This window comes from Streptosporangium sp. NBC_01639 (assembly GCF_045209755.1).
Lineage (GTDB): Bacteria > Actinomycetota > Actinomycetes > Streptosporangiales > Streptosporangiaceae > Streptosporangium.
This window is the reverse complement of record NZ_CP109272.1, coordinates 5,466,746-5,479,196: the sequence shown is the minus strand read 5'-3', so window position 1 is coordinate 5,479,196 and position 12,451 is coordinate 5,466,746. Positions and strand designations below refer to the sequence as shown.

The 12,451-nt window shown below is 69.8% G+C and carries 9 protein-coding genes; 4 read left to right on the top strand and 5 right to left on the bottom strand.

Translation table 11 applies throughout. The features are described from left to right. Nucleotides 1-12: 12 nt before the first annotated feature. From OHA77_RS25130 to OHA77_RS25120, 3 genes are all read right to left on the bottom strand, one after another. Nucleotides 13-873, bottom strand: coding sequence for a TatD family hydrolase (locus tag OHA77_RS25130; protein ID WP_406311941.1), 861 nt, complete (start codon nucleotides 871-873; stop codon nucleotides 13-15). Between the two features lie 103 nt (nucleotides 874-976). Beyond that, nucleotides 977-2,758, bottom strand: coding sequence for a methionine--tRNA ligase (gene metG / locus OHA77_RS25125; RefSeq protein WP_406311940.1), 1,782 nt, complete (start codon nucleotides 2,756-2,758; stop codon nucleotides 977-979). Between the two features lie 25 nt (nucleotides 2,759-2,783). Beyond that, the gene (locus OHA77_RS25120) at nucleotides 2,784-4,028 is read right to left on the bottom strand and encodes a glycosyltransferase family 2 protein (RefSeq protein WP_326825774.1); all 1,245 of its coding nucleotides are present in this window, start codon (nucleotides 4,026-4,028) and stop codon (nucleotides 2,784-2,786) included. 100 nt (nucleotides 4,029-4,128) lie between these two features. On the opposite strand from OHA77_RS25120, the gene OHA77_RS25115 reads away from it, so the two are divergent. Next, nucleotides 4,129-5,664 (top strand): hypothetical protein, encoded by a 1,536-nt coding sequence (locus tag OHA77_RS25115; protein ID WP_406311939.1) that lies wholly within the window; start codon nucleotides 4,129-4,131, stop codon nucleotides 5,662-5,664. Here OHA77_RS25115 and OHA77_RS25110 read toward each other — a convergent pair. Together OHA77_RS25110 and rsmI are read right to left on the bottom strand one after the other, a co-directional pair. After that, the gene (locus OHA77_RS25110; protein ID WP_406311938.1) at nucleotides 5,612-7,174 is read right to left on the bottom strand and encodes a dolichyl-phosphate-mannose--protein mannosyltransferase; all 1,563 of its coding nucleotides are present in this window, start codon (nucleotides 7,172-7,174) and stop codon (nucleotides 5,612-5,614) included. The genes OHA77_RS25115 and OHA77_RS25110 overlap by 53 nt on opposite strands. A 21-nt stretch (nucleotides 7,175-7,195) precedes the next feature. Next, entirely contained in the window at nucleotides 7,196-8,050 is an 855-nt protein-coding gene (rsmI, locus tag OHA77_RS25105) for a 16S rRNA (cytidine(1402)-2'-O)-methyltransferase (RefSeq protein WP_406311937.1), read from the bottom strand. A gap of 217 nt (nucleotides 8,051-8,267) precedes the next feature. Between rsmI and OHA77_RS25100 the strand changes: the two genes are divergently transcribed. The 3 genes from OHA77_RS25100 (at nucleotide 8,268) to OHA77_RS25090 (ending at nucleotide 12,401) form a co-directional block, all read left to right on the top strand. After that, nucleotides 8,268-9,785, top strand: a complete 1,518-nt coding sequence (locus OHA77_RS25100) for a dolichyl-phosphate-mannose--protein mannosyltransferase (RefSeq protein ID WP_406319868.1) — start codon at nucleotides 8,268-8,270, stop codon at nucleotides 9,783-9,785. A gap of 112 nt (nucleotides 9,786-9,897) precedes the next feature. Next, nucleotides 9,898-11,112, top strand: coding sequence for a hypothetical protein (locus tag OHA77_RS25095; RefSeq protein ID WP_406311936.1), 1,215 nt, complete (start codon nucleotides 9,898-9,900; stop codon nucleotides 11,110-11,112). Between the two features lie 71 nt (nucleotides 11,113-11,183). Beyond that, the gene (locus OHA77_RS25090; RefSeq protein WP_406311935.1) at nucleotides 11,184-12,401 is read left to right on the top strand and encodes an AI-2E family transporter; all 1,218 of its coding nucleotides are present in this window, start codon (nucleotides 11,184-11,186) and stop codon (nucleotides 12,399-12,401) included. The last annotated feature ends 50 nt before the right edge of the window (nucleotides 12,402-12,451 follow it).

The following is a 12,451-nucleotide window of genomic DNA, read 5'->3' as shown; positions in this document are numbered from 1 at the left end:
GGACACGGCGGGTCACCAGGGGCCGAAGACGGTCTCCCCGTTCGCGTTGACGGCCGCGGCGAGCTCGGCCGCCTCCATCCCCTTGACCTCGGCCAGGCAGCGCAGCGTCAGCGGGATGAGATAGGGCGCGTTGGGCTTGCCCCGGTGCGGGGTCGGCGGGAGGTAGGGGGCGTCCGTCTCGACGAGCATCAGCTCGGTGGGCGCGACCGCCGCCGCCTCGCGGAGGTAGGCGGCGTTCTTGTAGGTGACCGGACCGGAGAAGGACATGAAGTAACCGGCCGCCACGCACTTCCCGGCCATCTCCGCGTCGCCGGAGAAGCTGTGGAAGACCACGACCTCCGGGGCGCCCTGGTCGGCCAGCACGCGCAGCACGTCGTCGTGGGCCTCGCGATCGTGGATCACCAGAGCCTTGCCGGTCCGCTTGGCGATCTCGATGTGCGCCCGGAAACTGGCGTGCTGGTCGTCCTTGGACGCCCAGTCCCGGTAGTAGTCGAGACCGGTCTCCCCCACCGCCCTGACATGGGGGAGCCGGGCCAGCTCCTCGATCTCGGCGAGGACCTCCGGCGTCGAGGCGTGCGCCTCGTTGGGGTGGATCGCCACCCCGGCGTAGACGTCGGTGTGCAGCTCCGCCGTGTCGGCGTTCCAGCGTGAGGACGGCAGGTCGTAGCCGATCGTGACGAGCCGGGTCACCCCGACCGCGCGGGCCTCCCGGAGGATCCCCTCGACGCTCGCCCGGGCCGCCTGGGCGGCCTGGGCGACGGGGTCTCCCGAGGACGCCTGGCGGTTCCCCACCATGATGTCCAGATGGCAGTGGCTGTCGAACACCTCGGTGGCCAGAGGTTCGGGGGCGGCGGGAAGCTTCGTCGTGCTCACACCGCCCAACCTACCGAGCCGCCGGTACGGCTCCGCCACCGTCCCGCCCCGGCGGGATCGGCGGGCGCCGGCCGTACCGGCCGGATGTCACCCGTTCAGCCGTTCACCCGTTCAGCCGGGCGAGCTCCTCCTCGACGATCTTCGAGTCGAGCTTAGGAAAAAGGGGGGTCGGCGGGGCGAGCGGGGTGCCGGCCTTGATCGGGGTGGACTCCCAGCGCGCGGCGCCCTCGTAGGAGCCGGTGATGATCGGGTAGGTCCGCCCGTCGTCGTCGGTGACCTCGTGGATCTCCGGCATGCCCGACCAGACGCCGGTGCCGCCGAGCATCGCGTAGATCTTGTTGGAAGAATTCGGCAGGACCGGGGTGAGCAGGGTCTTGGCGTCGTCGACGATCTGCAGGGCCACGTGCAGGATGGTGGCGACCCGCTCGGGGTTGTCCTTGATCTTCCAGGGCTCCTGCTCGGCCAGATACTTGTTGGCCTCGCGGATGACCTCGAAGGCCTCGTTCGTGGCGTTCTTGAACCGGCAGTGCTCCAGCTCGGCGGCGGCCTTGGGGAAGGCGGCGCGGCTGCGCTCCAGCATCGCCCGGTCGGCGTCGGTGAGGTCGCCCAGCGCGGGGATGACGCCGAAGTTCTTGGCGGCCATCGAGATCGAGCGGTTGACCAGGTTGCCCCAGGCCGCCACCAGCTCGCCGTTGTTGCGGTTGAGGAACTCCGACCAGGTGAAGTCGGTGTCCTGGGTCTCCGGTCCGGCCACCGCGATGTAGTAGCGCAGCGCGTCGGCGTCGTAGCGCTCCAGGAAGTCGCGCACGTAGATGACGACCTGCCGCGAGGAGGAGAACTTGCGCCCCTCCATGGTCAGGAACTCGCTGGAGACGACCTCGGAGGGCAGGTTCAGTGCGCCGAGGGAGCCCGGGTCGCCGTCGCGGGCGCCCTTGCCGTTGTAGCCGAGCAGCAGCGCCGGCCAGATCTCGGCGTGGAAGACGATGTTGTCCTTGCCCATGAAGTAGTAGCTGAGGGCCTCGGGGTCCTGCCACCACCGCCGCCAGGCGTCCGGGTCGCCGGAGCGGCGGGCCCACTCGATGGAGGCGCTGAGGTAGCCGACGACGGCGTCGAACCAGACGTAGAGCCGCTTGTTGGGCTGGTCGCGCCAGCCGTCCAGCGGGATCGGCACGCCCCAGTCGAGGTCCCGGCTCATCGCGCGGGGCTGCAGGTCACCGAGCATGTTGAGGGCGAACTTCAGCACATTGGTCCGCCACTCGCCCTGCTTGGACTCAAGCCAGGACGCCAGCACCTCGCCGAACGCGGGCAGGTCGAGCATGAAGTGCTCGGTCTCCACGAAGTCGGGCGTCTCGCCGTTGATCCTGCTGACCGGGTTGATCAACTGGATCGGGTCGAGCTGGTTGCCGCAGTTGTCGCACTGGTCGCCGCGGGCGCCGTCGTAGCCGCAGATCGGGCAGGTGCCCTCGATGTATCGGTCGGGCAGGGTGCGGCCGGTGGACGGGGAGATCGCGCCCATCGTGGTCTTGGGGAAGATGTAACCGTTGTCGTACAGACCTTTGAAGATCTCCTGAACGACGGCGTAGTGGTTCTCCGTCGTGGTCCGGGTGAACAGGTCGTAGGAGAGCCCCAGGGCCTGGAGATCCTCGACGATCACCCGGTTGTAACGGTCGGCGAGCTCGCGGGCGGTCACACCCTCGTTGTCGGCCTGCACCTGGATCGGCGTGCCGTGCTCGTCGGTCCCGCTCACCATCAGGACCTTGTTGCCCGCCATCCGCTGGTAGCGGCTGAAGATGTCGGACGGCACGCCGAATCCGGAGACGTGCCCGATGTGGCGGGGGCCGTTGGCGTAGGGCCACGCGACGGCGGTCAGGATGTGCTGGGACATGAGGACAAGCCTAAGGGACGCGGGCTCAGGCCTTGGTGCTCTCCCGGTTTACGGTCTCCTCGCCTTCCCGGGTCACGGCTTCGGCGGCCTCCTCCGCGGCGGAGGCGGCCACGTCGATGGGCGTCTCCTTGGTGCGGCGGATGCCCAGGATGCTGATGAACAGCGACGCGAAGATGGTCTGGAAGCTCACGATCAACGCGGTGGCCGAGGGCACGACCAGGCGCAGCGACTCCGACGGGATCAGCGTGCCGAAGCTGCGCGTCTGCCAGTGGGCCAGCGAGGCGACCAGGCCGCCGAGACCGGCCAGGGCCAGCAGGCCGCCGGCCACCAGGCCCTTCTCCAGGGTGACGATGTCGACGAGTTTGCGCACCCGCCTGTCCTCCGGCAGGAAGCCCTCCTCCGCCGCGTACACCTTGGTGAACACGGCGAACAGCACCGCCTGGAAGCCGATCACCAGCGCGGCCGAGGCACCGACCAGGGTGTCGACGTCGAAGGCGAGCTTGCCGATGTAGACCGGGCCGAAGGTGAGGGCGGCGCCCCCGACGAGGCCGATGGTCATCAGGATCAGGCCGGGGATGAAGAACAGCCAGCGCGGGCTGTAGAGCATCAGGAAGCGCAGGTGGCGCCAGCCGTCACGCCAGGAACGCAGGTGCGGCGGGCGGGACCGGCCGTCGGGCGACAGCGTGGTGGGCACCTCGCGCACGTCCAGGCCGGACAGCGTCGAGCGCACCACCATCTCGCTGGCGAACTCCATGCCGCCGGTCTGCAGGCCGAGCTTGAGGATGGAGTCGCGCCGGAAGCCCCGCAGGCCGCAGTGGAAGTCACCGATGGCGCTCGGGAAGAACAGGCGGCCGACGAAGGAGAGGACCGGGTTGCCGAGGTAGCGGTGGAGCGGGGGCATGGCGCCCGGCGCGATGCCGCCCCTGAACCGGTTGCCCATCACCAGGTCGGCACCGTCGCGCAACTGCTCGACGAACGGCAGCAGCGCGGTGAAGTCGTAGGAGTCGTCGGCGTCGCCCATGATGACGTATCGGCCGCGCGCCGCCCGGATGCCGCCCATGAGCGCGTTTCCGTAGCCCTTGGCGTCCACGTGCACGACCCGGGCGCCGGCGTTTCGCGCCAGCTGCTGCGAGCCGTCGGTGCTGCCGTTGTCGGCGATCAGCACCTCTCCGTCTATCCCGTGTTCCCGCATGCAGGCCAGTGCCTTGCGTACGCAGGTCTCCACGGTCTCCGCCTCATTCAAGCAAGGCATCACCACGGTCAGTTCCACGTCTCAACCCCTCATTACGGCACAGACCAATCTCATCATGATGCCCTCTGCCGCCTACTGCGCGGGTCAACTCCGCGAAACGCCTGGCATCCTGTATTGCATGGTGACCGTCGCCGAACGAGCACACATGGACACGCCCCCGACGGACTGGGCCGCGCGTCTGTGGGCTTTCCTGCGCCGTCACCACCTCTTCGCGGCCGTGCTCTCGCTGGCCTTCGTGCTGCGTGTGGTCACCATGCTCGGGTACGGCCCGGCACTGTGGTTCAACGACTCCTTCGAATACGTCTCGGGGGCGATCAACCCCGGAAGACCCAGTGCCCTGCGCCCGAACGGTTACTCCTTCTGGCTCCTGCTGCTGCGCCCCTTCCACAGTTTCGGTCTGGTCGCCTTCACCCAGCACCTGATGGGCCTGTCCATCGCGGTGCTGGTCTACGCACTGCTGCGCAGGAGGTTCGGTCTGCCCGGCTGGGGGGCGACCCTGGCCACAGTACCGGTCCTGTTCGACGCCTACCAGCTTCAGCTCGAACACCTGGTCATGTCCGACACGATGTTCATGCTGCTGGTGGTGGGCGTCATCACGCTGGTGCTCTGGCACCCGAAGATGTCGTGGCGGCTCGGCGCGGTGATCGGCCTGCTGCTCGCCCTGACCGCGCTCACCCGTTCGATCGGGCTGCCGATCCTCGTGCTGGTCGTGGTCTACCTGCTGATCAAACGGACCGGCTGGAAGCCGATCGCGGCCATGGTCACGGCGTGCGCCCTCCCGGTGGTCGGCTACATGGCCTGGTTCGCCTCGACGTACGGCAACTTCGCGATGACCAACAGCGACGGCGCGATCCTCTACATGCGGACCGCGCTGTTCGCCGACTGCCAGAAGATGGGGGTCGACCCCCGCAAGGAGCTGGAGCTCGCGCTGCTGTGCATCAGCGCCCCGCCGGACCGGCGCGGCCTCTCCGGGCAGAGTTTCCTCTGGTGGGCCAGCGGGACCTCCGGCCAGCGCTTCCACGCGTTCGGGACGGGCAGCACGTTCACCCCCCAGGTGAACCAGACCGCCGGGACGTTCGCCAAGCGGGCCATCCTGGCCCAGCCCGGCGACTACCTGGCCAGGGTCGGCCTCGACTTCCTGCGCGGCTTCCATTGGGGACGGTCGCAGTTCCCCGACGCCAAGACCTACCTGCAGTACGAGTTCCCCTTCGAGGACAGGGTGCTGCCGGCCTGGTCCTCCTACAAGGGCACCAGCGACGGCGACGCGCGCAAGTACGACCCCGGTCTGCCGATCGCGAAGATCGACGGTACGCCGAAGGTGATCGGCACCCGGCTCCACGAACCGTGGGCCACCTTCATGCAGGACTACCAGCGGGTCGTCCGGCTGCCGGGCACCGTGATCGGCGTCCTGCTCCTGGTCGGCCTGGCCGGGGTGGTGGCACGCTGGCGCACGCTGGGCGGTCCGGTGCTCCTGCCGTGGCTGGCGGCCTTCGGCCTCCTCCTGGCCCCGGCCGCGACCGCCGAGTTCGACTACCGCTACCTGCTGCCCGCCGTGCCCCTGGCCTGTCTCGCCGCCGCGATCTCCCTGCGCCGGGGATTCGTCAGACCCAGCGCGCCAGCAGCATCCGCGCCCACCACTGGGCGTGCGGAATGACCTCGCCGACGAGCACCGGGTAGAGCCACCCGAAGTTGATCAGCGCGAGGATCATGAAGGCCCCGGCGAACGCGGCCCCGACCGCCCGGCGGTTGGGCACGGCCTCCGTCTTCCCGATGATCAGTCCGGCGGCCAGGGTCAGCGCGAGGATCATGAAGGGGACCATGGGGATCGCGTAGAACAGATACATGGTCCGGTCGTCGGCGACGGCGTAGTAGAACCAGGGCAGCCAGCCGGCGGCGTAGCTCAGCAGCACGGCTCCGGCCCGCCAGTCGCGGGTGGCGACGTACCAGGCGACCATCGCGATGAGCGCGGCCAGCCCGCCGTACCAGATGACCGGGGTGCCGACCCCGAGCACCTCCTGGGCGCACTTCTCCGCCCCGCACCCGCCCGTGGGCGTTCCCCAGAAGAACGCCACCGGGCGGAGCAGCAGCGGCCAGCTCCACGGCTCTGACTGATAGGGGTGCGAGGAGACCAGGCCGGTGTGGAAGCCGAGGACCTGCACCTGGTAGGAGAGCCAGGAGCGCAGCGAGTCGAAGACGAAGTAGGCGGGCCCCTGGGAGGTCGCCCGCTCCCAGTTGCGCCCCCAGCCGAGTGCGGAGACGAACCAGCCGGTCCACGAGATCAGATAGGTGATCGCCGGGACCAGCGCCACGGCAGAGAGCGCGGTGGGCAGGTCTTTGCTGAGCGTCCCGCTGTAGGGCCTGCGCAGCCCGACGGCGCGACGGGCCCCGGCGTCCCAGACCAGGGACATCACCGCGAAGGCGAGCAGGAAGAAGACCCCCGACCACTTGACCGCGCAGGCCGCGCCCAGACAGGCGCCGGCCGCGAGCCGCCACGGCCGCAGGCCCAGCCACGGGCCGTGCTCGCTCAGCGGCGAGGTCTCGTACCAGTCGACGAGCCGGCCGCGTGCCCGGTCGCGGTCGACCACCAGGCAGGCGAACCCGGCCAGCACGAAGAACATCAGGAAGATGTCCAGCAGCGCGGTCCGCGACAGCACGAAGTGCAGTCCCTCGATCGACAGCAGCAGGCCCGCCAGGCAGCCCAGCAGCGTGGAGCGGGTCATCCGGCGGGCGAGCCGGGCCAGGATCAGGATCGACAGCACCCCGACCACGGCCCCGGCGAACCGCCAGCCGAACGGGTTCATCCCGAAGAGCTGCTCACCGATCCCGATCATCCACTTGCCCAGCGGCGGATGGGCCACGTACAGCGGGCAGGGGTCGGCGCCGGGCGGAGCGCACGCGACCCAGATGTCGGTGTCTCCCGCGAGAAGCCTGCGGTCGGCGATCGGGTTCTCGGTGTTGCCGACCGAGGCCCGTTCCACGCCATAGGTGGTCAGTGCGAACGCGTCCTTGACGTAGAACGTCTCGTCGAACATGACCGCGTGCGGCCGGCCCAGGCCGGTGAACCGCAGGATCGCGCCGAAGCCGGCGACCAGCAGCGGCCCCAGCCACCCCCACAGGACGCTGCCCGGTATGGGGGGCACCAGCCGGCTCCGCATTAATCCCATTTAGGGAATTATGGAGATAAATCAGCCTCGATGGACGGCATCATAAAGATCCCGCCTGGGAATTCCCGCCACCTTGGCCACGTCGACGATCGCCTGCTTCTTCGGCACCCCGGTCTCCTGGCGGCGGGCCACCTCGGCGACCAGGTCCTCCATGACCGGCGGCAGGGCCTCCGGGACGTGTCCGGCGACGACCACGGTGATCTCTCCCTTGACCCCCTTGGCCGCCCACTCGGCCAGCTCGCCCAGACCGCCCCGCCGTACCTCCTCGTAGGTCTTGGTGAGCTCCCGGCAGACCGCTGTCGGGCGGTCGGCGCCGAACGCCTCCGCCATCGCCTCCAGCGCGACCTGCAGCCGGTGCGGAGCCTCGAAGAACACCATCGTGCGTTCCTCCCCGGCCAGGGCGTCCAGCCTGCGGCCCCGCTCGCCCGGCTTGCGGGGCAGGAAACCCTCGAAGCAGAACCGGTCGCTCGGCAGGCCGGAGACGGCCAGTGCGGTGGTGACCGCGGACGGACCCGGCAGCGAGGTGACCGTGATGCCGGCCTCGACGGCCAGATGGGTCAGGCGGTACCCGGGGTCGGAGACGCCGGGCATCCCGGCGTCGGTGATGATCAGGACGGTCCTGCCGTCCTGCAGGGCCGCGAGGAGCTCGGCGGCCCGCCCGGCCTCGTTGGCGTCGTAGTAGGAGACGACCCTGCCGGTGATCTCCGCGCCCAGTTCGCCGGCCAGGCGGCGCAGCCGGCGGGTGTCCTCGGCCGCGACCACGTCGGCGGTCTCCAACGCCTCCCGCAACCGGGGTGAGGCGTCACCCACCTGTCCGATCGGAGCCCCCGCGAGCACCAGCCTGCCGTTGTCCGTCACGGACCCATCCTCCCTCATCGCGATGAGGTCCCGTCCCCGCGCATGGCACCCGCCCTCCAGGGGGATGTTCCCCTAATTAGGCATGTAGGCGGAGTTTCTTGGGTTGCCCGGTTGGAGGGGCCCGTACGATGTCCGGGTGGCCGTGACCGACTTCACCAACCAGGATTTCGACCAGCCGGAGCCCAAGCCGGACGGCGGATCCCCGGGTTCCGTGCGTGATCGGCTGGTGCCGCCGATGCCAGGCAGCATCCTGTGGGGATGGCTGGGACCGCTGCTGGTCGCCGGGTTCGGCGCGATCCTGCGGTTCGTCGACCTGGGCCGGCCGCGCGCGGTCATGTTCGACGAGACGTACTACGCCAAGGACGCGTGGGCGCTGATCAAGTTCGGCGCCGAACGGGCCGTCCAAAAGGACGCCGACAAGCTGCTGATGCAGAACAGCAGCGACATCTGGCAGCAGTGCGCACCCGCCGAGCTCTCCAAGTGCGCCTCCTACGTCGTCCATCCGCCGCTGGGCAAGTGGATGATCGGGATCGGTGAGCAGCTCTTCGGGATGAACCCGTTCGGCTGGCGGTTCGCCGGGGCCGTGGTCGGGGTGCTGTCGATCCTGATCCTGGCCCGGCTCGCCCGCCGGATGACCCGCTCCACGCTGCTGGGCTGCCTGGCGGGCCTGCTGCTGTCGATCGAGGGACTGCACTTCGTGCTGTCGCGGACCGCGCTGCTGGACATCTTCCTGATGTTCTTCGTGCTGGCCGGGTTCGCCTGCCTGGTGGTCGACCGCGACCGGGCACGCGGCCGGCTCGTCGACTGGTACGAGACCTCGCCGCTGAGCGAGCACGGCCCGTGGCTGGGCCTGCGGCCGTGGCGGCTCGCGGCCGGCGCCTGTCTGGGCGCGGCCTGCGCGGTCAAGTGGTCGGGGGTCTTCTTCCTGCTCGCCTTCGCGGTGATGTCCCTGGTCTGGGACGCCGGGGCCCGTCGCGCCGTCGGGCTGCGCAGGCCCTACAGCGGGACACTCAGCAAAGACCTGCCCACCCTGCTGGGCAGCCTGGGCCTGGTCCCGGCGGCCGTCTACGTGGCCTCCTGGACCGGCTGGTTCGTCTCCGCCTCCGGCTGGGGGCGCAACTGGGAGCGGGCGACCTCCCAGGGCCCCGCCTACTTCGTCTTCGACTCGATCCGGTCGTGGCTGGACTACCACTTCCAGGTCCTCGGCTTCCACACCGGCCTGGCGACCCCGCACAGCTACCAGTCCGATCCGTGGAGCTGGCCGCTGCTGCTGCGCCCGGTGGCGTTCTTCTACGAGACTCCTAAAACCGGATGCGGAACGACGGGCTGCTCACAGGCGGTGCTCGGGGTCGGCACCCCGGTCATCTGGTACGGCGGGCTGGCCGCGCTCATCGCGATGGTCGCCTGGTACGTCGCCACCCGCGACTGGCGGGCCGGAGCGGTGCTGGTGGGTTACGCGGCCGGCTGGCTGCCCTGGTTCTACTACGCGATCGCCGACGACCGGACCATGTTCCTGTTCTACGCGATCCCCATGGTCCCCTTCATGATCCTCGCGCTGACCCTGGCCGCCGGACTGATCATCGGACCGGTGGGCGCCCCATCACGGCGCCGTATCGTCGGCGCCTCGGTCGTGGGCGCCTTCACGCTGCTGGCGCTGATCAACTTCTGGTGGCTCTACCCGGTGCTCACCGCCGAGATCATCCCCTACGCGGAGTGGCACGCGCGCATGATGTTCAAAAAGGGATGGATCTGACCGTCCATACATATGAGCTGCTTAGAGCTGATTCCATAGGGTAGGGGACGTGCAGGAGCCATTACGTCACGTTCATCGTCAGAGCAGGCCCGGATACGGCAGACTTCGAAACATGCCTGCACCGGACGTGGCCGCGCTCCTCTCCGAGCTGGAGCGATCCGAGCCCCACGACGCCGAGCACGCCCGGAGCGCCATCGACTGGCTGACCGGTGGCGAACCCCTGGAAACCATCACCGAGCTCAACATGTGCGAGTTCCTCTGGTACACACTGCCGACCAAGATCGCCGGTGACCGCCCCGCGATCGCCCGCGCGCTGGGCAGCCTGCTGCGGCTGGGTGGCATGGAGCGCTACGCCGCGCTCTGCTCGTCCTCGACGACCGCGCAGATCCTGCGGACCTACACCCGTTCGGGCGAGGACGCCGGGGCGGCCGCCTACCAGAGCGCCCTGGACGCCACCGGGGTGCTCCCGCCTGACGTGCCCGAACTGCGGTGGAGCTCGATCATGGGCCCGGAGGAGCTGGGCGCGCACGGGGCCTGCTCCGCCGCCCTGGAGCTCGCCATCGTCTCCGGGGAGCTCACCTCGGACTCATCCGAACGGCAGGCGCTGACCCGCCACTGGCTGACGACGCCCCGCGCCGAGCTGGGCGGGGACAACTGGCTCCACCGGGTCCAGGGCGAGCGGCTGAACCGCTGGGTGCTGGGCCGGGGCGCCGCCTGGCGCGAGCTCGCCCAGCCCTTCGAGGTGCGCCTGCACGCCCCGATCCCGGCCCCGGCCGAGGATCATCTCGACGCGCTGCGGTGGCTGCTGGAGCTGGGCCGCCGGCCGGGCGGCATCCCGCTGACCCAGCGGCACAACCTGGCCCGCGCCGTGCTCGCGGAGAGCACCTGGAGCGCCGCGGAGCTGGCGGCGGTCCGCGAGGTGGCCCAGGGACCGATGGGCGCACTGCGCCGTGCCGGCAGACGGCTGGTGACCACTCCGGCCGGGGAACGCCTGCTGCAGGACCACGACCAGCTCTGGGAGGCCGCGGCGGCGGCCCTGCTGGCTCCCGAGGCCGGGGAGCACGGCTTCCGGGCCTCGGCCCGGGAGGTGGCGCTGATGCTGCTGGCCGACGGCTCGCCCGCCGACCATGACCGCGTCGCCGCGGTGATCGCCTGCGAGGAGTGGCAGATCTCCGAGGTGGACGCCTCACTGGCCGAGCTGGGACGGCGTCTGGACGCCTTCGCCCTCCGGCGGGCGGGCACACTCACCCCGGCGGGCCGGTCGGCCGCCCTGGCCGCGCTGCGGAGCCACGCACTGCGGCCCCGGCGGTATGTCAGCATGAGCTGAGTTCCCCGGGGGGTGACGCCCGCCACTCCCCCGAGCGGACTAATCCTTCCCGCAGCGGGCAGTGGCCGTCCGTGTCCGAGTCAATCTCCCGTGACCGTGCCGAACCGGCCACCTCCGTCCCCACCACCGGCGAGCACCCGGCGGAACCGGTGCTCACCTCTGCCGGGCCGATGCCCCCGGCCGACGCTCCCGTGGTCGGCCCGACGCGCCGGGCCTCCGTCGACGCGCCCTCCGACGATCTTCCCTTCGGCCGGCCCGGGCAGTCGATGCGCAACCACCCGTTCGTGTTCGGTTTCACCGCCGCACTCGGGGTGCTCACCGCCTGGTGGCTGGTTCAGGCCGTGGTGAGCGCGAGTTCGGTGCTGATTCTGATCATCGTCTCGCTCTTCCTCGCCATCGGCCTGAACCCGGCCGTCGAGGCGCTGCAGAAGCGCGGGCTCGCCCGCATGGTCGCGATCACCGTGGTCTTCCTGGGGGTCATCGCCGTCTTCGCCGGCTTCGGCCTGGCCGTGGTCCCACCGCTCACCACGCAGTCCACCGACTTCATGGCCAAGCTCCCCCAGTACGTCCAGGAGCTGCAGAACAACCCGATGATCCGCGACCTGGACCAGCGCTTCCAGCTTCTGGACAAGATCCAGCAGTACGTGACCAGCGGCGACTTCGGCAGCCAGATGTTCGGCGGCGTCCTCGGCTTCGGTCAGGTGCTCATCGGGGCGGTCTTCAACGCGCTGACGGTCCTGGTCCTGACGCTCTACTTCCTGGGCTCGCTGAACTCCCTCAAGAAGATGGCCTACCGCCTGGTGCCGAAGTCGCGCAGGACCCGCACCAGCCTGCTCGGCGACCAGATCATCGACAGCATCGGCGGCTACGTCGCCGGCAACCTGATCATCTCGCTGATCGCCGGCGTGACGACCTTCTTCTTCCTGTTCTTCATGAAGGTCCCCTACGCCCTGGCGCTGGCCCTCATCGTGGCCTTGACCGACCTCATCCCGATGGTCGGCGCCTTCATCGGCGCGGGGGTCGCCTCCCTGGTGGGGTTCTTCGTCTCGCCGACCGTCGGCATCATCTGCCTGGTCTTCTTCACCGTCTACCAGCAGATCGAGAACTACTGGATCGCGCCGAGCGTGATGAAGAGCTCGGTGGACGTCCCACCGCTCGCCACGATCGTCGGCGCCCTGCTCGGCGGTGCCCTGCTCGGCGTGCTGGGCGCCCTGCTCGGCATCCCGCTGGTCGCGGCCGTCCTGCTCATCGTCCGCGAGGTGGTCATGCCCCGGCAGGAACGGGCCTGACCGGCAGGGATACGGCGGGGCGCCTGCTCTGCCCGGCATAACACCATATC